Genomic DNA, 21755 nt, shown 5'->3' with positions numbered 1-21755 from the left:
CTCACAATCCGGATTCCTTGGTGCGCACCAGGATCGCATCGCATTCCGGGCAGCGCACCACGACCTCCGGCGCGGTTTTCGCGATCCGCGCGATCTCGCCGCGGTCCAGTTCGATCCGGCACGCACCGCAGCGCCGCCCCTGCAGCAGCGCCGCCCCGACGCCGCGTCCGGCCCGCTGCCGCTCGTAGACCGTGAGCAGTTCCTCCGGGAACTCGCCCACCAGGGCGGCCCGATCGTTCTCGCAGCGCTGCTGCGCCACGTCCAGATCGGCGAGGGCCTCGTCCCGCCGGTCGCGGGCGGTGGCGAGCTCATCGTCCATCTTGCTCAGCTGGGCGCCCGCGTGGTCGTGGTCGGCGGCCGCCGCCTCCCGGCGCTCCATCACTTCCAACAGTTCGTCCTCGAGCACCGTACGTCGTCGCTGCAGACTCCCCAGCTCGTGTTCGATCTCCGTCAGCTGTTTGGCGCCGACCGAACCGGACGTCATCATGCCGCGGTCGCGTTCCTCGCGTTTGCGGACCGCGTCGATCTCCCCTTCGAGTTTCCGGATGTCACGATCGAGGTCGTCGAGTGTGATCTCCACGGCCACCGCCGCGTCCTTGTGCTTGTTGCGTTCCGCCTCGACCCGGGCGACCTCCTGCTGTTCGGGCAGTACCGTACGCCGGTGCGCGATCCGCGTCAGCTCGGCATCAAGGGCGGCGAGCCGCAGCAGCTTGGCCTGAATCGATGGTTCGACGTTCAACGCGAATGAACTCCCTGCACGCTGTGGACGGATAGATGGTCCACCGTACTCCGCCGGCAGGCGAGAACCTCCGTCCGGCGCGGGGGACCGGGACAACGGACCCCGGATCCTCGGTCCGCGCGGCCGTCCGATCGGGTCACCACACCGCTCGGTGACCGCGGACGCGCCCGAATCCCACAGGTCAACCGGAGCATCCGACGGTCCACGGATCGGTACGCAGACCGCTGACCCGGGTCTCCAGGTCGGGCAGACCGGCGCGAACGACCGCTTCCGCCTGTGCGCACCACGGATACTCGGTGGCCCAGTGCGCGGCATCGATGAGGGCGGGACCGTTGCGGCGCAGATGTTCGTCGGCGGGGTGGTGCCGCAGATCGGCGGTGAGGTAGGCGTCGACATCGAGACGGGCGACGGTGTCCAGCAGGGAATCCCCGGCCCCGCCGCAGACGGCCACGGTGCGGACGACGCGCTCCGGGTCGCCCGCCGCCCGTACGCCCCAGGCGGTGGCCGGAAGCGCGGCAGCGGCGTGGGAGACGAACTCGCGCAGGGTCTGTGGTCGCGGCAGGGTGCCGATTCGGCCGAGACCGAGACCGCCGGACAGTCGGGCGCGTTCGGTGACGTGATAGGCGGGTTCCTCATACGGGTGGGCGGTCCGCAGCGCGGCGAGTACGGCGGCGCGGGCCGAGGGCGGGGCGACGATCTCGATCCGGTCCTCGGCCACGCGCTCGAGCTCGCCGACCGACCCGAAGGCCGGGTTCGCCCCCGGAAGCGGCCGGAACTGTCCGGTGCCGGTCACCGTCCAGGCAGCCTCCCGGTAGTTGCCGCTACCGCCCGCGCCCGCGGCGAACAGCGCGTCCTTGACCCGCTCGGTGTGCTCGCGCGGCACCAGTACGGCCCATATGTCCACGGCCGCGACCGGTTTCGCCTGCAAGGGTCCCGTGACGGTCAGTCCCAGTGCCTCCGCCAGCGCATCCGATACCCCGGGGTCGGCGGAATCGGCATTGGTATGCGCGGTGAACAGCGCGCACCCGGAGCGGATCAACCGGTGCAGCAGCGCGCCCTTCGGCCGGTCGGCCGATACGCTGTCCACCCCGCGCAACAGCAGCGGATGGTGCACCACCAGTGCCTGCACCCCCCACGCGACGGCCTCGTCGACCACCTCGGCGGTGGCGTCGACCGCGAACAGCACCCGGCGCACCGAATCGTCCGGATCCCCGCACACCAGCCCCACCGAATCCCAGGATTCGGCCAGCCGCGGCGGATACGCCGTCTCCAGCACCTCGATGAGTTCCGCCAGTCCGGTCACCGCGCGCCTTTCGTCTCGGAGGGAATGCCATCGTCACCGCGCCGGCTCCCACCGCGGAGCCCCGCCCGGCCCGCATATGCTACGGCTGCTTCGGCCTTTCGAACGGATAGTGGCCGACGCTGTTCACGACCAGGCCGTATACAGCCGGTCCGAGGAGGACCGGCAAGGGTATCTCCCGATTCCCGTCGACGAGCACGTAGACCAGGTAGCCGAGTAATGGGAGGTACAGCAGGGCGGCGGACGCGCACCAGCGGAATACCGTCCTGTTCGGCCGTCCACCGCAGCGCCGTGCCGACCGGATTCCCATGGTCGCGCGAGCGGCGCCCGTGCCCCTCGGACGATCGGGAGACGCTATCCCACGGTCGCCGCTTCGAGCGCATACACCAGGCGGTCCACGTCGGCGGACGGCCGGACCGCAACCCGCAGATGATCCGCCCCCAACCCGGGAAAGGTGTCCGCGCGACGGACCGCGATTCCCCGCCCGCGCAGCCGCTCACGCAGACATTCCCCATCCGGGACCCGCAGCAGCAGAAACGGCCCCGCGGCGGGTGTGTGCACGTCGACACCCACCCCGGTGAGCCGCTCGATCATCGCGTCCCGTTCGCGCGCGATACGTTCGGCCCGCTTCGCCGCCTCGGCGACGGCGTGCGGTTCGGCGGTCGCCGCGATGGCGGCGAGCTGCATGGTGCCCAGCGGCCAGTGCGGCCGGCCTCGGGTCAGCCGCTCGAGCAGTTCCGGCGTCCCGAGGAGATAGCCACAGCGCAGACCGGCCAGAGCCCAGGTCTTGGTGAGACTGCGCAGCACCAGCAGATCCGGTTCGGCCGCATCGGCCAGCGATTCCGCCTCCCCGGGTACCGCGTCGGCGAACGCCTCGTCGACCACCACGATCCGGCCCGGGCGGCGCAGCGCGCGGATCGTGTCGGCGGGGTGCAGCACCGAGGTGGGATTGGTCGGGTTCCCGAGAACGACCAGGTCGGCCGCGGCCGGGATCCGGGCCGGATCGAGGGTGTAGGGCGGATCCAGCACCACCCGGGTGACCGGGACCCCGGCCTCCCGCAGCGCCAACTCCGGCTCGGTGAACGACGGGTGCACCACCACCGCGAGCCGGGGGCGCAGCCGTGGCAGCAGCGCGAACCCCTCGGCGCCACCCGCCAGCGGCAGCACCTGGTCGGCGGGCCGGCCGTGCCGGGCGCCCACCGCGGCACGAGCCGCGTGGTCGTCGTCGGCGCCGGGATAGCGACCCAGCGTGTCCAGACATCCGACCAACCGTTCCCGCAACCATGCGGGCGGTGCGGTGCCCTGTACGTTCACCGCGAAATCGAGCAGCCCGGGTCGCGCCTCCACATCACCGTGGTGGCGCAGCGCGGCCAGGTCGATGTGGTCGTCGTGCACGAGCCACACCCTACGGGGGCGGTGCCCGACCGGTGCGGCTCACCTGCTCGGCCGCCGGACGGGCACCGATATCCTGGATCGGTTGCGCCGAATTCGTCCGCGGACGATCCGACCGCCGTGCCGATAATCCGATCCGGCCGGCACGGTCCCGGCTCCGACGGCGCGGAAGCAGGAGAAGCAGGATGGAACAGGGCTCGAACCGGGTGGCGATGAGTGGGTTGCACGTATCGTTCGTCTGCACCGGCAATATCTGCCGGTCGCCGATGGCCGAGAAGATCTTCGCCACCCACCTGGACCGGGCCGGACTGGCCGACCGGGTGCGGGTGAGCAGCGCAGGAACCAGCGGCTGGCATATCGGATCAGCGGCCGATCCGCGCACTTGCGCCGTCCTACTGCGGTACGGATATCCGGCCGGGCATGTGGCCGCGGTCTTCGGTGACGACCACCGCGACGCCGATCTGCTCGTGGCGCTCGACCGCGGACACGAGCGGAGACTGACCGTCCAGGGTGTGCCGGCGGAGCGGCTGCGGCTGTTGCGCAGTTTCGATCCGACCGCCGACGGTCCCGACGTCCCGGACCCGTACTACGGTTCCGACGAGGAGTTCGAACTGGTCCGCGACCAGGTCGAGGCGGCGGTCCCCGGCCTGCTCGCCTGGGTGCGGACCGCTCTCGCCCGTATCGAACCCACACCCACCGCGGAAGGGGTGCCCTGATGCGTCGACTGGCGTTCCTGCTGCGTCCCGGCTGGCTGATCCTCGCCGCGGTGGTTGTCGTGTTCGCCTACCTGTGTTTCACGGTGCTGGCGCCGTGGCAGCTCGGGAAGAACGCCGACACCTCCGAACGCAACCGGCTGATCGCCGATTCGGTGCGCGCCGATCCGCTGCCCGTCGGACAGGTCCTCGACGGCGATGCCGGTGCGGCGACCGAATGGCGGCGGGTCGTCGCCGAGGGCAGTTATGTGCCCGACTCGACCGTATTGGTGCGGCTGCGTCATCTCGACGGCGCCCCCGGCTACGGGGTATTGACCGCGTTCCGGCTGACCGACGGCCGGATACTACTGGTCGATCGCGGTCTGGTCGCCGCCGTCGAGGGAGCCCGCCCACCGGCGGTAACCGAACCCCCCACCGGCACCCAACGCGTCGAGGCGCGTATCCGCAAATCGGAGGGTGTCGTCCCCGAACGTCCCCCCTCGGTCCAGGACGGCTACCGCCAGGTGTATTCGATGGACACCGCCCAGGAAACCGATGTCCTCGGCCTTCCCCTCACCCCCGTCCCCACCGGCGACCGCGGGGGCTATCTGCAACTGAGTGAGAACCAGCCCGGCGCCTTCACCCCGGTTCCGCTTCCCCAACTCGACGCCGGCCCGTACCTGTCCTACGGTCTGCAATGGCTGGCGTTCGGCATCATGGCCCCGCTCGGCCTCGCCTATTTCGCATGGGCCGAGATCCGGGAACGCCGCAAACAGCGCGCCGATACCGCTCCCGAGCCGACCACCGCCGAGCCCGAGCCGGCCGGCCCCGAGGACCGTATCGCCGACCGCTACGGACGCGCGCGCAGGTAGGCCGCCCGATCAGATCTATGGATCGCCTCGAATTCAGGACCTCCCCCGCCTCAGCGCCCACGACGCCACCGCCGTCAGAACAACCGCCGCGACCTGTACCGATTCGGACAGTCGCACGGCCCGCTGCAGGTCGTCCACGGTCGGCGGGCCGCCCGTACCCAGGATCGGCCGCTGTTCCACCCCGTGTCGGTACTCCGTGCGCCCGCCCAGCCGCACTCCGAGCGCGCCGGCGGTCGCGGCCTCCACCACGCCGGCGTTCGGGCTCGGATGCCGCCCGGCATCACGCCGCCACGCCCGCACGGCGTCTGCGAGCCGGCCCCCGACCAGCGGCGCCATCGCCGCGGTGAGCAGGCCCGTGATCCGGGCCGGAACCAGATTCGCCAGATCGTCCACGCGGGCCGCGGCCCACCCGAAGCGCCGATACCGCGCGCTGCGATAGCCGACCATGGCGTCGAGCGTGTTGACCGCCCGGTACCCGAGCAACCCGGGCACCCCCGCCACCGCACCCCACACCAGCGGGGCCACCGCCGCGTCGGATGTGTTCTCGGCGATCGATTCCAGGGCTGCCCGCGCGAGCCCGTCCGCGTCCAACGCTTCTGGGTCCCGCCCGCACAGCGACGGCAACAGCTCCCGCGCCCCGTCCAGATCACCGGCCGTCAACCGCTCGGCCATCGCGTATCCGACCTGGGTGAGACTCCGGCCGCCCAGCACCGTCCACGTCGCCACCGCGACCGCCACCACACCGCCGCGTCGCAGCAGCATCGCCGATCCCACCACCGACCCCACCGATAGCAGTTCGTATACCACCCCGGCCCTCCGCCGGTCGGCGTAGATCACCGATTCCAGCGCCGACGCCGCCGACCCGAAGACCGCCACGGGGTGCCCCCGCCGCGGATCTCCGATCATCCGGTCCAACGCGAATCCGAGCACCAACCCGGCCCCGATCGAAACACCCTTGTCCACCCAGCGAGGTTAACCACCGCCCGGCCCGGTCATCGTCGCGCTCTCTCGGCGCCGCGGAGTCGGCCGGTTCCGCACCGCTGCGTCACACTGTCGGTGTCCGTCCCGTCTACTCGATGACAGCGACTCCCGCCCGTCTCCCGGGCACCAACCGAAGGGTGTACCGCCGTGAGCGACCTACCACCGACCCCCGCATCCATCGACTCGGCCGAACTGGCCCGGCGTTTCGAAGAACATCGACCGTACCTGCGCCGACTCGCCTACAGCACGCTGGGCAGCCTCGCCGATGCCGACGATGTGGTGCAGGAGGCGTGGCTGCGGTTGCAGCGTCACCACGAGTCCGGCGACGTCGAGCGGATCGACAATCTGCGGGCCTGGTTGTCCACGGTCACCGGCCGGTTGGCATTGGACCATCTCGGCTCCGCGCGGATGCGGCGGGAGCAGTACGTGGGGGAATGGCTACCCGAACCCGAGGTGGTGGTCTCCGACGACCCGGCCGACCGGGTATCGCAGGACGAGCGGGTGACCATGGCACTGCTGGTGGTGCTGGAGTCGCTGTCCCCGGCCGAACGCACCACGTTCGTCCTGCACGACGTGTTCGGCCTGTCGGGGCCGGAGGTCGCCGAGGTGGTCGGCCGCACGCCGGCCGCGGTGCGCCAACTCGCCTCCCGCGCCCGTAAACGCGTCGAGGACGGCACGCCCCGTTTCCCCGCCAGTCCGGACGAGCACGAGAAGGTCGTCTCCGCGTTCGCGGTGGCGTGGCGGTCGGGTGATATGAGCGCGCTGCTGAATCTGCTGGACTCCGGTGTGACGCTGACCGCCGACGGCGGCGGCAAGGTGCCCGCCATCCGGAAACCGCTGCGCGGTGCCGAACTCATCGCCAAGATGCTGCTCGGCTGGTATCGCGCCGGCGCGGCCGAGGCGTCCTGGGGCCGGATGGCCCGGGTCAACGGCCTGCCCGGGCTGGTGATGTTCGACGGACATCATGTCGGTGTTTTCTCCTTCACCGTGGACGCCGGCCGGATCACCGCCATCGATGTGGTCCGCAATCCCGACAAACTCCGCGATATCCCGACCGACGGCACCCCCGACTGGTTCGTCCAGCCGCCGATCGACCCCGTGGACCCGAACTAGCGACGGGCCGGGACATCGGGCATCCCCGCTGTCCCGGCGTCGGATACCCGTCAGACCGATTTCGCCGCGGAACTCGGGTAACCGTGCGCCGCGGCCACTTCGGGTGAATACAGGTGCCCTGCCTCGGCGGCCAGCCCGCGGGCCAGGGTAGGGTTCGCGTCCCGGGCGGCGGGCCAGCCGAGTTCGGCGATCTCGCGCACATACGGCAGGGTGGCGTTGGTGAGCGCGACGGTCGCCGTATGTGGGACCGCGCCGGGCATATTCGCCACGCAGTAGAACAGCGAGTCCGCCACCCGGAAGGTGGGCTCGGCGTGGGTGGTGGGTCGGGAGGCGGAGAAACACCCGCCCTGGTCGATCGCGATATCGACCAGCACCGAACCGGGCCGCATCCGCGTCACCAGCTCGTCGGAGACCAGTTTCGGCGCTCGCGCCCCGGGCACCAGTACCGCGCCGATCACCAGGTCGGCGTGGGTGAGGGCCTGTTCGAATTCGATGCCGTGCGCCGCGAGGGTGGTGATCCGGCCGCCGAACCGCGCGTCCAGTTCCCGCAGCCGGACCGGGTTGATATCGAGCACGCTGACCCGCGCACCCATCCCGACGGCCACCGCCGCCGCATTGCTTCCGGCCACCCCGCCGCCCAACACCACCACATCTGCCCGCCGTGTCCCGGGCACCCCGCCCAACAGCACACCGGCCCCGCCCAGCGGGGACATGAGGTGATAGGCCCCCACCTGGGTGGAGAGCTTCCCGGCGACCTCGCTCATGGGCGCGAGCAGCGGTAGGGTGCCGTCGGGTGCGCGGACCGTCTCGTAGGCGACCGCGGTGACCCCCGAATGCAGGACCGCTTCGGTGCACTCCCGCGACGCGGCCAGATGCAGAAACGTGAACAGTACCAGCCCGGCACGCAGCCGCGGGTATTCCTCGGCGACCGGCTCCTTCACCTTCAACACCAGTTCCGCCTCGCCCCATACCCGGTCGACATCGGATTCGGGCCGGGCACCCACGGCGGCGTATTCGGGGTCGGAGAACCCCGACCCCACTCCCGCACCCGCCTCGACGATCACGTCGTGCCCCCGGGCCACCAGCTCGCCCGCGGCCGCGGGGGTCAACGCGACCCGGTACTCCTGTTCCTTGATCTCCCTGGGCACACCGATACGCATACCGTCATCGTCGTCCACGGGACGGGCGAGGTCACGGACCGCGGCGCGTGGGTCGTGCGCGCGGTGGGCGCGGCCCTACCACGACAGTGCTGTGCCGCCGCCATATTCCGATCGGGCTATGTTTCCTTCCATGGAGATCGAAGTCAGCGGACACCGCCCCGAGGTCGAGGAGACCGCCTGGATCGCACCGAACGCCTCGGTGATCGGCAAGGTACGCCTCGGGGCCGAGGTGAGCATCTGGTACAACGCGGTACTGCGCGGTGATACCGAGCTGATCACCGTCGGCGCCCACAGCAATATCCAGGACGGCTGTGTTCTGCACGCCGATCCGGGTTTCCCCACCACCGTGGGCACGGGTGTCTCGGTGGGCCACAATGCCATCCTGCACGGCTGCACCGTCGAGGACGACTGCCTGATCGGGATGGGCGCGACGGTGCTCAACGGCGCGGTGATCGGCAAGGGCAGTCTGATCGCGGCCAACGCGCTGGTCCCGGAGGGTGCGCGCATTCCGCCCGGCTCGCTGGTGGCCGGCGTGCCGGGCAAGGTGCGCCGCGAGCTCACCGACGCCCAGCAGGACGGGATTCGGTTGAACAGCGCGGTCTATCTGCACCATATGTCCGAGCATCGGTCGGCAAAGGTTCTGTAACACTCCCAAATGGACAAGCGACCAGTAGGTTTCGACTGTTACCATAGCGACAGCGTGCCCGGGTGATCGGGCCTCCTGCCGACACGGTCGTCGTGCGGCTTGTAGCGCTGAACGGATGAGCCCACACGGACGGGCACGCGAGCGTGCAAGCAGGGAGGTTCACGGTGGCGTACAAGCAGTCCGGCATGTGCCGGCCGACGGGGCGGATCAGTGTCGCCGATATAGCCGCCCAGCCCGGCGGTCTGGAGGCACTGCAACGACGTGTCCACGAATTACGTGCCGACGGGGTGGATTTCGCCGCCAATGCGATCGAACGGGAAATGGCCGAACTCGACCTGGCGCAGCGATAACACCGGGCGGCGGGCCACGCGACCGGCCCGCCGCCCGGCACTGATACCTGAGGGCGGCCGCCGCTCCCACCTCGAACGTGGCCGTCACCGGTCCGGTCGTCGTATACGGGCCCAGCGGCATCGTCGTCGGCGAGCGAACGCGGACGGCGCAGAATATGGGTCGGCGGCACGAACGGTTTCTGCGCGGCCCCCAGGCGATCACCGCCCCGGAATACCGGAGAAGCATTCGACCGTTATTCACTTCGTCGCCATCGCCGTCCCTGAACAACCCTGTTCGCGCCGGCCCCCATACGCGCCGCCCGGAACGCCATACTACGTCCGTGACCGGGTCGGCTAGGGTGGAGTAACCATGCCGACCGACCCGCCACTCCTGCAGCGCATCCTCGCCGATCCCGTCACCGACGGCGCAAAGGTGCTGGAGAGCGCGCTCTCGGCATTTCTGGACTTCGGCATCAAGCGCACCAGTATGGGCGAGATCGCTCGACGCGCCGGGATAAGCCCCGCCACCCTGTACCGCCGATTCGAATCCAAGAATGATCTGGTCGAGGCGGTAATGGCGCGGGAGGCCCAACGTTTCGTCGCCACGATCGACAACCGGGTGCGTACCGTGGAGGGCACCGAGAACCAGCTCGTCGAGATCTTCGTGGCCTTCATCTCGGCCATCGCCGGCAACCCCCTGCTGCTGCGCCTGCTGCGCACCGAACCCGATCTGGTCCTGCCCAAACTCACCACCGAGGCCGGTCCGATACTCGCTGTCGGGCGCCGCTACCTGGCCGGAAAGCTGCGGGAACTGCACAACGGCGACGACAACTTCGACGCCGACCTGGTCGCCGAGATCATGGCCCGACTCGCGCTGTCGCTGGCGCTGACCCCCGATGGCCTCATCCCCCTCGACGACGAGGCCGCCGGACGTGATTTCGCCCGCCGCACCCTACTGCCCATGGTCGGCACCAGCGCTTCCTGAGGCCACGGTCCGCCTCACCCCCTGCCCGTACCACCGGGGGCGGGCGGAACCTGGGAAAAGGACGCCCAGACGAGTTCGTCCAGCTCCGCGGACCGCAGCGGATCGGGCTCGCGTTCCTCCACGAGGCGACGCACCGCGCGCACCACCTCGGCCGCCCGCCGGGTCTCGGGATCCGGTAGCGGAAACCGCGAAACGTACTGGGTTATCCATCGACGCCGGCCCGCATAGAGCCGGTTCCCGCAGACCGCGTCGTAGAACCGCAGCCCCAGGGTCGAATTCGCCACCCCCATCAGCAGATAGGCGAGATCCTCGGCCCGACCGCCGCCCACGACGCGGGCGAGATCGGCCAGCGTAATCCAGTAGCAGTCTCCGTTCACCACCGCCCCCGAACGGTCCAGCGCGAATCGCGGCCGATCGCTGATATCCGGAAACACCACCTTCGGCGCACCCCACAGATGCGGGCGCTGCGGCACCCAGTGCTCGAACCACTCCCGCCCACTCGCGGTGAGGTACTTCCGCGCGAGGAGGGCCTCGCGGTGCGTGTCCAGATAGGCCGCGGCCTGCGGATACCGCCGCAGATCCACCGGCACTCGATGCGGCCGGGTGATGTCGTACGGGTACAGCACCCGGGTCGACCGAGCCCGCGCGAGCCGCCAGGGCGCCGTATCGTGATGTGTGATCAGCTCGCGCAGCAGCTCCGCCTCCGGCGCGGGCTCTGGCCAGTGATCGGAAATGAAGACCCGATCGGCATTGGTTTTGATCCCGACCCGGATCCGAGCCACCTCGCCGAATGTCTTCCAGGTGCGCTCGCCGACCCCGACGAGCCAGGCGTCCCGGCCACCCCGCGACATCCGCCACACACTCCGGCCGGTGTCCGGCCGCTTGTCCGAAACAACGGACACGGACCGTCCGGCATCTCCCGTATCCAACGTCCCGACCTCGACCGAGAACAGCCGGCGCCGGTATCGGACCAGCACGTCCCGCGATCCGACCAGCGCCGCGAACAGGTCCGCCTGCACCGGCAGGCCCCCTCCCGCCGCATCCGCCCCCACCTCGGCGCCGAATTCCGATGCTCCATCGACATCGGACCGGCCCCGCCTACCGGACTCCACCTCGTATACCGACACATAACGGCACACCCCATCGGCTGCGCCGCGGATCGCGACCGTCACCGCCGGGAGCACGGCCGCCTCGAACAGCTTGGTATCGCCCAAGTCGTACAGCTCGACCGGCGACAGGTGCGTCGACAACACCACCCGCAGATTCGCGCCCGCCCTGGTGGTGAGAAACCGGTTCGCGCACAGCAGGCCGAGCACTCCCCCGGGTCGGATGAGCAAGGGCAGCGCGGCCACGAACGGATGGGTGAGATCGATACGGCCGCTCAGACCGAACCGTCTGCTCAATACCTGTGCCTGGACGCCGCCGAGCTGTTGGGTCCGCACATAGGGCGGATTGGCGATCACCAGGTCGAACTGTTCGCCTGTCAAGTCGACGAATTCGGCGAGGAAGTTCCCTTCCCGCAGGTCGATGTCGATACCGCTCGCCTCGGCCCGCTCCGCGGCAATCGCCAGGGCCGGCCGATCCACGTCGTAACCGACCAACCCGACCGGAGTATCGGGGTATCGAGCCGCGAGCGCGGCCCGCACCGCGAACAACAGCTCCCCCTCCCCGCAGGCGGGATCCAACACCTGTATCAGCGGCAGCCCCCGCGGAACCCGGGCCGCGACCCGACCGGCCAGAAAGCGGGCCAACGCGACGGGGGTGTAGTGCCTGCCGTGCCGTTTGCGGTCCCGGGCGCCGGCCCCGTCGCATCCCATGCGCGAATTCTGCCCGGTCTGTGTTCAATTTGCGCCGTCTTCTGTGTTGTTCGGCGCCGCCTCCGGCGGCGCGGGGTTGCGGCCCTGGCGGGTCTCGCGTTTCAGCGCCCGAGACTCGCGCCTTCGGCGCATGCGCTTCGGGCGCTGAAACGCGAGACGGGCCGCAACCCTTTGAGGGCCTCGTAAGACTCGGCGCATCAAGGGGGCTTCGCGCGGAGTGCGGGTGTGCACGGGTGTGGTCGCGTACGGGGTGGTCGCTGCCGGATGGTTCTCAGGACCTCGGCTGCTTCCCTTGCCGCAATATCGGCATCGGCCGGCCGCGCGACCGCTCACCGCAGCGATTCGCCTCCTCTGCGAACGCCACGGTCGCCGCAACCTCCCGATTCGGGAGGTTGCGGCGACCGTGGCGTGGGGATCCGGCTCGCTGCGGGGTCCTCGGTCAGTACCGTGGCATCAGAGGGGGATGTTCTTGTGGTGGCTGGGCTTCGAAGGTACGGCGGCCAGGGCGGCGGCGATCACGCTGCGGGTTTTCGCCGGGTCGATCACCTCGTCGACCACGCCGATGGCCAGCGCCCGTTCCACGCCACCGGCGATCTTCTCGTGCTCGGCGGTGAGGCGCTCGTGCAGGGCCTCCCGATCCTCCTCCGGGGCCGCGGCCAGGGCCTTCTTGTGCAGAATGCCGACGGCGGCCTTGGCGCCCATCACGGCCACCTCGGAACCCGGCCACGCGTACACCGCGGTCGCGCCCAGTGCGCGGGCGTTCATGGCGATATAGGCGCCACCGTAGATCTTGCGGGTGACCAGGGTGACCCGCGGAACCCGGGTCTCGGCGAAGGCGTGCAGGAGTTTGGCGCCGCGACGCACCACACCCTCCCACTCCTGGCCCACACCGGGCAGGTAGCCGGGGACATCGGTGATCACGATCAGGGGGATGCCGAAGGCGTCGCACAGCCGCACGAACCGGGCTGCCTTCTCGGCGCTCTCGGAGTTCAGGCAGCCGCCCAACCGCAGCGGGTTGTTGGCCAGCACGCCCACGGTGCGGCCGCCCAGCCGGCCCATGCCGACCACCATGCTGCGGGCGTACCCGGCCTGTAGTTCCTCGAAGCTGGACTCGCCGTCCACATTGTCGAGCAGTTCGTGCACGAGCGGCTTCACGTCGTAGGCCCGCTTCGGCGACTCCGGCAGCATGGCCTGCAGGTCGACATTGCCGTGCTCGGCGGCGAGCATGTCGAATTCGCCCTGTTCGGCGAACATCGAGACCAACCGGCGCGCCCGGTGCATGGCGTCGGCCTCGTCATCGGCGACGATATGGCAGACACCCGACTTCTTACCGTGGGTCTCCGGCCCGCCGAGGGTGGCCATGTCCACCTGCTCGCCGGTGACGCTGCGCACCACATCGGGGCCGGTCACGAAGACCCGACCCTCCGGGGCCATGATCACGATATCGGTGAGCGCCGGACCGTAGGCGGCGCCGCCGGCGGCGAAACCGAGCACCACCGAGATCTGCGGAACCAGCCCGGACGCGCGAACCATGGCCTCGAACACCTGGCCGACCGCGTGCAGCGCCTCCACGCCCTCCGCCAGTCGGGCGCCGCCGGAATGCCACAGGCCCACAACCGGGACCCCGGAATCAATGGCGGTATCGATGGCATCGACGATGTGCTTGCAGCCCTCCACGCCCATGGCTCCGCCCATCACCGTGGCATCGGAGCAGTAGGCCACGGTGCGCACCCCGTCCACCTCGCCGATCGCGGCGAGCACACCGGACTTGTCGCGCGGTTGCAGCGGCAGCACGGTGCCGGGATCGAAGAATCGCTGCAGCCGTCCCAGCGGATCGCGCGGGTCCGTCGCGGCGTCCTCCCGAACGGCGGGGGCCATAATTGTCATCGCGTTCTCTCCTGGAGTATGTACGGCTCTTGCGACGGCCGCGGTTGCGGAGACCGGTGTGGGTCGGACCGATGGTCGGCCGACCCACACCGGGATCGTCTATACGGTCGGGCGTCGAGTTCAGGCCCGGCCGAAGGCGAGCGCGACGTTGTGCCCACCGAAACCGAAGGAGTTGTTGATCGCGTACTCGATCTCCTGGCGACGGGCTTCGCCGTGCACCACGTCGAGATCGATCTCCGGATCCTGGTTTTCCAGATTCAGCGTGGGCGGCACGATACCGTCCTGGATACTGAGCACGGTGAGCACCGATTCCAGGGCGCCGACGGCGCCGATCGAGTGCCCGAGTGCGGACTTGGGCGCGTAGACCGAGGCGTGGTTGCCCACGGCCTTGTTGATCGCCTTCGCCTCGGCGGTATCGCCGATAGGGGTGGCGGTGGCGTGCGCGTTGATGTGGGTGATGTCCTTCTTGGTCAGCCCCGCGGACTGAATCGCCCTGGTCATGGCGCGTGCGGCACCGACGCCCTCGGGGTCGGGGGCGACCAGGTGGAAACCGTCGGAGGTGATACCGGCACCGAGCAGACGAGCGTGGATGGTGGCCCCGCGCGCCTTGGCGTGCTCCTCGGTCTCCAGGACCATGAGCGCACCGGCCTCACCGAAGACGAAACCGTCGCGGTCGGAGTCGAAGGGGCGCGAGGCGCCCTTGGGGTCGTCGTTTCGGGTGCTCATCGCCCGCATCATGCTGAACGCGGCGATCGGCACGGCATCGATGAAACCCTCGACACCACCGGTGACGACCATATCGGCATCGCCCATGACGATCATCCGCCACGCGTTGGCGATGGCTTCCGATCCCGATGAGCACGCCGAGACCGGAGTGACCACTCCCGCCCGGGCCTTCAGCTCGAGACCGACCACGGCGGACGGACCGTTCGGCATGATCATCTGAACGGCCAGCGGAGAAACCTTGCGATACCCGCCGTTCTTCAGCTTGTCGACCGAATCGATGAGCGCGTCGCCGCCACCGAGTCCGGTGCCGATGGCCACACCCAGCCGGTCCGGATCGACCTCCGGGCTACCCGCATTGCGCCACACCTCGCGGCCCAGCACGGTCGCCAACTGTTCGACGTAGGCCATACGTCGGGTTTCGACCCGGCTCAGCAGGGTGTCCGGCCGAACCTTCAGATGGCCGCCGATGCGGACCGGAAGGTCGTACTCCTCGATGAAGGAATCCTCGAGAACGTCGATACCGCTCTCGCCGTTGAGGAGTCCCTTCCACGTCGCATCGACATCGCCCGCGATCGACGTGGTCGCCGCCAGGCTCGTTACGACGACATTGGGGAAGTTCCCGTTCAATGTGGAAGGAGTGGTCACGTGTCGGCCCTACTCGGCGTTGTCGAACTTGGCCTTGAGCTCAGCGGCCTTGTCGGCGTTCTCGGCCTCGAGCTTCTGGATGTAGGCGACAGCGTCGCCGACGGTCTTCAGTCCTGCCAGATCCTCGTCGGGGATCTTCACGCCGTACTTGTCCTCGGTCTGAACCGCGATCTCGACCATGGACAGCGAGTCGATGTCCAGGTCATCGACGAAGGACTTCTCGATGGTCACTTCGGAGGGCTCGATGCCGGTCACCTCTTCGATGATCTTGCCGAGTTCCTCGACGATTTGTTCCTGGGTCAGAGCGGCCACTTGGTGGCTCCCTTCTTGATACTTTGTAGGGCTCTACAGTTTTTTTCGGTCCGAGCCGACGAATGGTTACGTCAACCCGGGATATTTGTCGTGCCCGTGCGGAGCACGACCGGAGGAAAGCTAGTCGGAGCTCGTGAGCCCGGCCAACCCGGGGAGGTCTTCCGGGGTTTTCAGCGCCAGCGTCGGCGTTCCTTTCAGCTCCCGCTTGGCGATGCCGACGAGGGTTCCCGCCGGCGGCAGCTCCGCCACCGCCGAAACGCCGGCCTCGCGGACGGTTTCGGTGCACAGGTCCCAGCGGACAGGCCGGGTGACCTGCGCGGCGAGCTTGGCGACCGCATCCGCGCCGGAGGTAACCGGCTTGCCGTCGAAGTTCGACAGCAGGGTGCGGGCGGGTTCACTCGGGGTGATCTCGGCCACCGCCGCGGCCACCGCGGCCTGGGCCGGGGCCATGAACTCGGTGTGGAAGGCACCCGCCACCGGCAGGGCACGGATTCGCGCCTTCTCCGGCGGGTTCGCGGCCAGCTCGGCCAGCGCGTCCAACCGGCCCGCGGCCACGATCTGCCCTTTGGCGTTGCGGTTGGCGGGAACCAGGTCGAGTTCGGCCAGCCGGGCCAGCACCTCGTCCTCGTCGCCGCCGAGCACCGCCGACATCCCGGTGGGCTCCAGTGCACACGCCTTGGCCATCTCCGCGCCGCGGATGGCGGCCAGGGCGACCGCCTCGTCGGCGGTGATGACGCCGGCGATGGCCGCCGCGGCGAGTTCACCGACCGAGTGTCCGGCGACGATGGCGTCGGACCCGAGCGTGCCGGAGTCCGTCTCGGCGTAGGCCAGTAGCGCGGCCGCGACGACCAGCGGCTGGGTCACGGCGGTATCGGTGATCTCCTCGGCCGCGGCCGTGGTGCCTAGCCGGACCAGGTCCAGGCCGGAGGCCTTGGACCACAGCGCGAGGCGGTCATGTGCGCCGGGAAGGTCGAGCCACGGCTCGAGCATCCCGGGTGTCTGGGAGCCCTGTCCAGGGGCGAACAACGCGATCACGTACCTAAGAAAACACTGTGAAGCGGCATCGCGGTGATGTCGACGCCACCGAAGCTTGCCGACTGCTTTTGTGTGATCCCCACAAAACAGCTTGCGAGATGTCCGGATCGACCGTTTTGCCGTCGGCGTTACACCCCCTCGTTATCCAGTGGGGCGTATGTGACCTCCGAGGAAGATGTTGACGAATCGTTACGGGTTCGTGTCAGACGGCCTACTGTGGCGGCGACTCTGAGCACATACGCGTCCCGCGGATTCAACGGATCACGACCCGTGATCTCGGCGATTCGCTTGAGCCGATAACGCACCGTATTTGGATGAACGTACAGCTGCCGAGCACAGGTCTCGACCGCTCCGCCGCTGTCCAGATAGGCGTCGAGGGTATCCGCCAACGCCGCCCCCGCCGACACCAACGGTAGGACAAAGTACTCGATCAACGTGTCGACCGCAGCACGGTCCCCCAACAGGGCGCGTTCCGGTAACAATTCCGCGGCGTGCACCGGCCGCGGAGCGGCCCGCCATCCGATCACCGCCTCCATCCCGGCCAGCGCCTCCAGCGCACTGGCATGCGCCGCGCCCAGGGTGCGGGTGGTCGGGCCGATCACCACCGGTCCCTCGGAGAACGCCTCACCCAGCAGATCCACCATGAACGGCGACGTCTGCGGCGCATCACCCAAATGTCCGCTCACCACCATCACCAGCCGCGAACCCTGCACCACGGCCAGCGCGGCCCGTCCGTGCCGCGCCGCGATGGTGTGCACCGCCCCCACCACCGAGACACCCTGATCCCGCGGTGGGGTACCCACCAGCACCGTGGCGGGCGCGGTGGCGTCCCAATTCAGGGTGGCGGCCCGCGACAGCATGTCGGGGCCGGTATCGCCACGCACCACCGCATCCACCACCAACGCCTCCAGTCGGGTGTCCCACGCGCCGCGCGACTCGGCCGCGCTGGCGTACACCGAGGCGGCCGCGAAACCGAGCTCACGCCCGTATCGCAGCACCGCCTCGGTGAGCGCGACCAGCTGGCGATCGTTGCGCGCCAGCGCGGGCAGCCACTGTTCGAAGAACTCCATGGCCACCCGAACCATGTCCACGGTCTGGCGCAGTGTCAGCCGCCGCGCCAGATCCTGCGGAATCACCTGGAAGGCGTCCAGGCTGAACCGGATATCACTGTCCGGGTCCTGGAGCCATTCCAGGAAGTTCACCACCGCGGTCTGCACCAGCATCTGCACACCGGCACGCTGCGCGGCGTCCAGATCGGCGAAGAACGGCAACCGATCCTGCATCGAACCCACCGCCTCGGTGGACAGCCGGCCCGAGAACTGCTTGACCCGTTTGAGCAACGTGTCCGGCAGCGGATCCCGGGACTGCCGATTCGGGGAAAGCGCGCCTGTCGGCAGGTACACCTCGTGTGCGGACGACGTGTCGGAGACCCTGCGCGGCCGCGGCGGTCTACGTTCCATCATCTGATGTTGTACTACTCCGCGTCCCCGGCACCGCCGGCGGTGAACTTCGGCGCGGCGGAGACATCGTCGATGCGATAGCGCGCGGCGGCCTCGGCGGCCTTCGCCGGATCGATCCGGCCCATCCGCCCGAGCCCCGCCAGGGCGGCCACCGCGATCGACTCGGCATCCACATTGAACACCCGGCGGGCGGCGGGACGGGTATCGGAAAAACCGAAACCATCCGTACCCAGGGTGGTGTAGTCGCCGGGCACCCACTGGCGGATCTGGTCCGCAACGGCCCGCATCCAGTCCGAGGCGGCCACGAACGGCCCCTCGGCCCCGGACAGCGCCTGCGTGACATACGGCGTGCCCGGATCGGTACCTGGATGCCGCAGGGCCTCGGTTTCCTTGGCCAAAGCCTCCCGCCGCAGCTCGCCCCAGGACGTCACCGACCACACATCGGCGGCCACCCCCCAGTCCTCGGCGAGCAGCTGCTGGGCGCGCAGACCGTCGGGCACGGTGACCCCGGAGACCAGGATCTGCGCCCGCGCCTGCCCCTCACCACCCCGCCGGTACAGGTACAGGCCCTTCAGCAGACCGTCCACATCGAGCCCCTCGGGCTCGGCCGGCTGCTGGTAGGGCTCGTTGTACAGGGTGAGGTAGTAGAAGATGTTCTCCCCGCCGAACCCGTCGACACCGGGAGTGCCGCCGTACATGCGGCGCAGACCGTCGCGAACGATATGCGCGATCTCGTAGGAGAACGCCGGATCATACGAGACCACCGCCGGGTTGGTGGAGGCCAACAACAGCGAATGCCCGTCGTTGTGCTGCAACCCCTCACCGGTCAGGGTGGTGCGGCCGGCCGTCGCCCCGAGGACGAACCCGCGGGCCAGCTGGTCGGCCGCGGCCCACAGGCCGTCGCCGGTGCGCTGGAACCCGAACATCGAGTAGAAGATGTACAGCGGGATCATCGGCTCGCCGTGCGTGGCGTAGGAGGTACCCACCGCGGTGAACGACGCCGTCGACCCCGCCTCGTTGATGCCCTCGTGCAGGATCTGCCCGACGGCGCTCTCCTTGTAGGCCAGCATCAGCTCCGCGTCGACCGAGGTGTAGAGCTGGCCGTTGCGGTTGTAGATCTTCAACGACGGGAACCACGAGTCCATCCCGAAGGTGCGGGCCTCGTCGGGGATGATCGGCACGATCCGCTTGCCGATCTCCTTGTCGCGCAGCAGTTCCTTCATCAGCCGCACCAGCGCCATGGTGGTGGCGACGTTCTGTTTGCCGGAACCCTTGCGCACCGTCTTGTACGCCTCGTCGCCGGGCAGCTTCAACGGCTTCACATCGGTGCGGCGCTCCGGCAGGAACCCGCCCAGCGCCTTGCGACGCTCCAGCATGTACTGGATCTCGGGGGCCTCCATACCCGGGTGGTAGTACGGCGGCAGATACGGGTCCTTCTCCAACTCGGCATCGCTGATCGGGATCCGCTGCAGGTCACGGAAGTCCTTGAGGTCCTGCAGGGTCAGCTTCTTCATCTGGTGGGTCGCGTTGCGGCCTTCGAAGTGCTTGCCGAGGGTGTAGCCCTTGATGGTCTTGGCCAGGATCACCGTCGGCTGCCCCTTGTGGGCCAGCGCCGCCGCGTACGCCGCGTACACCTTGCGGTAGTCGTGACCGCCGCGTTTGAGGTTCCAGATCTCCTGATCGCTCAGGTCCTGCACCAGCGCCTTGGTGCGCGGATCGCGACCGAAGAAATGGTCCCGCACGTAGGCGCCGTTATTGGCCTTGTAGGTCTGGTAGTCACCGTCCGGGGTGGTGTTCATCAGGTTCACCAACGCGCCGTCACGGTCGGCACCCAACAGCGCGTCCCACTCCCGGCCCCAGATCACCTTGATGACATTCCAGCCGGCACCGCGGAAGAACGACTCCAACTCCTGGATGATCTTGCCGTTACCGCGCACCGGGCCGTCGAGACGCTGCAGATTGCAGTTCACCACGAAGGTCAGGTTGTCCAGACCCTCCATGGCCGCCACATGCGCCAGACCGCGCGACTCCGGCTCGTCCATCTCACCATCGCCGAGGAACGCCCACACATGCTGTTCGGAGGTGTCCTTGATCCCGCGGTCGTGCAGATAGTGGTTGAACCGCGCCTGGTAGATGGCGTTCATCGGGCCCAGGCCCATGGACACCGTCGGGAACTCCCAGAAGTCGGACATCAGCCGCGGATGCGGATACGAGGGCAGCCCACTGCCCAGGCCGCCTTTGCTGTACTCCTGACGGAACCCGTCGAGCCGGTCGGTGCTCAGCCGGCCCTCCAGGAACGCGCGGGCATAGATACCGGGCGAGGCATGACCCTGGATGAAGATCGAGTCACCGCCGCCGGGGTGGTCCTTGCCGCGGAAGAAATGGTTGAACCCGACCTCGTACAGTGCCGCCGAGGAGGCGTAGGTCGAGATATGTCCGCCGACCGCGATCCCCGGGCGCTGCGCGCGATGCACCATGATCGCGGCATTCCAGCGGATCCAGGCCCGATACCGCCGCTCGGTCTCCTCGTCGCCGGGGAACCACGGTTCGTTCTCGGTCGGAATGGTATTGACATAGTCGGTGGAGGTGAGCGACGGGATCGACACCCGACGCTCACCGGCGCGCTCGAGTAGGCGCAGCATCAGATAGCGCGCCCGGCCCGGACCCTCCCGCTCGAGCATGTCGTCGAAGGATTCGAGCCATTCACTGGTTTCCTCCGGATCGATATCCGGTAGATAGGACGCCACTCCCTCGCGGATCACCCGAACCCGCCCGCCCGCCGGCGGACCGGGGCTCGCGCCGTTCGCGGCGCGCACAGGAGTGGAGTCGGACGCAGCGTGCTCCGCCGGAGCGGAAGAGTGGATCAGATCGGTCAAAACTGCTCCTCGTACAGGGGGTGGGCGAGCTGATGGCTTCGGTAACCCCGGGTGGTCCGCTGGTGTGCGCACCACCCGTCTACGAAATGTTCGGATGCACCATCCATCCTTGCCGATGGCGCGTCCCAGGTCATCATCTCAGCCGCGAATCCAGTACCGTTCGACAGGCAGGACGCTGGAGTTGTACCGAGGAGTGGGGAGGACGATGAAGTTGCTGCATCCGCGCCGGATAGGACTGGTGGCCGCCGCCGCGGCACTGGCCGCCGGCGCGACGATCGCGGGATGCGCCGACCAGGTCGAAGGCGCGGCCACGCCCAATGCCGGCGATCTGGCGGCCTACAAGAGCGAAGCAGCCTCGTCGTCCGCGGCCGCCACCTCGTCCCGGCAGGCAGCCGCCCGAGACAAGGCCATCGCCGACAACTGCAACGAATTCCCGGTGACCACCGGATTGGGCGTGACCAAATACAACGAGTTCGTCGACGCCCACGACGCCAACGCACCGGACTACACGCCCAAACGCGATACCGCGGTCACCACCCTCGAAGACGCCGCCACCAAGGTCGAAACCGGCGTCAACACCGCCGGCCCGAACCTGCCCTCGGACCTGGCCGTCAAGTTCACCGAGTACGTCGACGCGGCCCGCGCCCTCGCCCGGGCAACCAAGGAGATGACCTACACCGCCCCGGTCGGGCCGCTCAACGACGCCAGCCGGCGGGTGAACGACGCGCGAAACGCCGTCCGGGATGCCTGCCCCACCTGATCGGCGGCATTCGGGCCGGTCATCGGGC

General features: G+C 68.9%; 19 protein-coding genes. 7 read left to right on the top strand and 12 right to left on the bottom strand.

What is annotated here, in order from left to right; genetic code table 11:
- Position 1 precedes the first annotated feature (1 nt).
- The 3 genes from ON20_RS08270 to cobC form a co-directional block, all read right to left on the bottom strand.
- Positions 2-739 carry a zinc ribbon domain-containing protein gene (locus tag ON20_RS08270; RefSeq protein WP_040834369.1) on the bottom strand — a complete coding sequence of 246 codons (738 nt, stop codon included), beginning with the start codon at positions 737-739 and terminating at the stop codon, positions 2-4.
- A gap of 181 nt (positions 740-920) precedes the next feature.
- Positions 921-2042, bottom strand: a complete 1122-nt coding sequence (locus ON20_RS08265) for a Nif3-like dinuclear metal center hexameric protein (RefSeq protein WP_040834368.1) — start codon at positions 2040-2042, stop codon at positions 921-923.
- A gap of 351 nt (positions 2043-2393) precedes the next feature.
- Complete coding sequence (gene cobC / locus ON20_RS08255) at positions 2394-3434, bottom strand: Rv2231c family histidinol phosphate aminotransferase CobC (RefSeq protein WP_245547110.1); 1041 nt, start codon at positions 3432-3434, stop codon at positions 2394-2396.
- 182 nt (positions 3435-3616) lie between these two features.
- Between cobC and ON20_RS08250 the strand changes: the two genes are divergently transcribed.
- Both ON20_RS08250 and ON20_RS08245 read left to right on the top strand, forming a co-directional pair.
- On the top strand, positions 3617-4147 hold the full coding sequence (locus ON20_RS08250; protein WP_281032856.1) for a low molecular weight protein-tyrosine-phosphatase: 531 nt from the start codon (positions 3617-3619) through the stop codon (positions 4145-4147).
- Positions 4147-4995: an SURF1 family cytochrome oxidase biogenesis protein gene (locus tag ON20_RS08245; protein WP_040834366.1), complete on the top strand. Its 849-nt coding sequence runs from the start codon at positions 4147-4149 to the stop codon at positions 4993-4995. The genes ON20_RS08250 and ON20_RS08245 overlap by 1 nt, the downstream gene beginning before the upstream one ends.
- A gap of 33 nt (positions 4996-5028) precedes the next feature.
- Here ON20_RS08245 and ON20_RS08240 read toward each other — a convergent pair whose 3' ends face one another.
- Complete coding sequence (locus ON20_RS08240) at positions 5029-5901, bottom strand: cobalamin biosynthesis protein (protein ID WP_086008935.1); 873 nt, start codon at positions 5899-5901, stop codon at positions 5029-5031.
- Positions 5902-6123: 222 nt separating this feature from the next.
- Here ON20_RS08240 and sigJ point away from each other — a divergent pair, with 222 nt between their 5' ends.
- Complete coding sequence (gene sigJ, locus ON20_RS08235) at positions 6124-7089, top strand: RNA polymerase sigma factor SigJ (protein ID WP_174361869.1); 966 nt, start codon at positions 6124-6126, stop codon at positions 7087-7089.
- 50 nt (positions 7090-7139) lie between these two features.
- Here sigJ and ald read toward each other — a convergent pair whose 3' ends face one another.
- Positions 7140-8249, bottom strand: a complete 1110-nt coding sequence (gene ald / locus ON20_RS08230) for an alanine dehydrogenase (RefSeq protein ID WP_040834407.1) — start codon at positions 8247-8249, stop codon at positions 7140-7142.
- A 130-nt stretch (positions 8250-8379) separates the two neighbouring features.
- Here ald and ON20_RS08225 point away from each other — a divergent pair, with 130 nt between their 5' ends.
- From ON20_RS08225 to ON20_RS08215, 3 genes are all read left to right on the top strand, one after another.
- Positions 8380-8895: a gamma carbonic anhydrase family protein gene (locus ON20_RS08225; protein ID WP_086008934.1), complete on the top strand. Its 516-nt coding sequence runs from the start codon at positions 8380-8382 to the stop codon at positions 8893-8895.
- A 164-nt stretch (positions 8896-9059) separates the two neighbouring features.
- Positions 9060-9245 carry a hypothetical protein gene (locus ON20_RS08220; protein ID WP_040834363.1) on the top strand — a complete coding sequence of 62 codons (186 nt, stop codon included), beginning with the start codon at positions 9060-9062 and terminating at the stop codon, positions 9243-9245.
- Positions 9246-9594: 349 nt separating this feature from the next.
- Entirely contained in the window at positions 9595-10209 is a 615-nt protein-coding gene (locus tag ON20_RS08215) for a TetR/AcrR family transcriptional regulator (RefSeq protein ID WP_040834362.1), read from the top strand.
- A 14-nt stretch (positions 10210-10223) separates the two neighbouring features.
- On the opposite strand, the gene ON20_RS08210 is transcribed toward ON20_RS08215, so the two are convergent.
- From ON20_RS08210 to aceE, 7 genes are all read right to left on the bottom strand, one after another.
- Positions 10224-12026 carry an Eco57I restriction-modification methylase domain-containing protein gene (locus tag ON20_RS08210; RefSeq protein WP_051161941.1) on the bottom strand — a complete coding sequence of 601 codons (1803 nt, stop codon included), beginning with the start codon at positions 12024-12026 and terminating at the stop codon, positions 10224-10226.
- Positions 12027-12479: 453 nt separating this feature from the next.
- Positions 12480-13913: an acyl-CoA carboxylase subunit beta gene (locus ON20_RS08205; RefSeq protein ID WP_040834361.1), complete on the bottom strand. Its 1434-nt coding sequence runs from the start codon at positions 13911-13913 to the stop codon at positions 12480-12482.
- A gap of 120 nt (positions 13914-14033) precedes the next feature.
- Positions 14034-15284 (bottom strand): KasA/KasB family beta-ketoacyl-ACP synthase, encoded by a 1251-nt coding sequence (locus ON20_RS08200; RefSeq protein WP_040834360.1) that lies wholly within the window; start codon positions 15282-15284, stop codon positions 14034-14036.
- Positions 15285-15293: 9 nt separating this feature from the next.
- Positions 15294-15596, bottom strand: a complete 303-nt coding sequence (gene acpM, locus ON20_RS08195; RefSeq protein ID WP_040834359.1) for a meromycolate extension acyl carrier protein AcpM — start codon at positions 15594-15596, stop codon at positions 15294-15296.
- A gap of 120 nt (positions 15597-15716) precedes the next feature.
- A complete protein-coding gene (locus ON20_RS08190; protein ID WP_040834358.1) occupies positions 15717-16631 on the bottom strand; it encodes an ACP S-malonyltransferase in 915 nt (304 codons plus the stop codon).
- 128 nt (positions 16632-16759) lie between these two features.
- Complete coding sequence (locus tag ON20_RS08185) at positions 16760-18094, bottom strand: PucR family transcriptional regulator (RefSeq protein WP_438803391.1); 1335 nt, start codon at positions 18092-18094, stop codon at positions 16760-16762.
- Positions 18095-18105: 11 nt separating this feature from the next.
- Positions 18106-20907: a pyruvate dehydrogenase (acetyl-transferring), homodimeric type gene (gene aceE, locus ON20_RS08180; protein WP_086008933.1), complete on the bottom strand. Its 2802-nt coding sequence runs from the start codon at positions 20905-20907 to the stop codon at positions 18106-18108.
- A gap of 265 nt (positions 20908-21172) precedes the next feature.
- On the opposite strand from aceE, the gene ON20_RS08175 reads away from it, so the two are divergent.
- Positions 21173-21727, top strand: a complete 555-nt coding sequence (locus ON20_RS08175; RefSeq protein ID WP_040834355.1) for an Rv2240c family protein — start codon at positions 21173-21175, stop codon at positions 21725-21727.
- The last annotated feature ends 28 nt before the right edge of the window (positions 21728-21755 follow it).

The organism is Nocardia brevicatena NBRC 12119 (assembly GCF_000308495.1).
Taxonomy (GTDB): Bacteria; Actinomycetota; Actinomycetes; order Mycobacteriales; family Mycobacteriaceae; genus Nocardia; species Nocardia brevicatena.
This window is presented reverse-complemented; position numbering and strand designations above follow the sequence as displayed.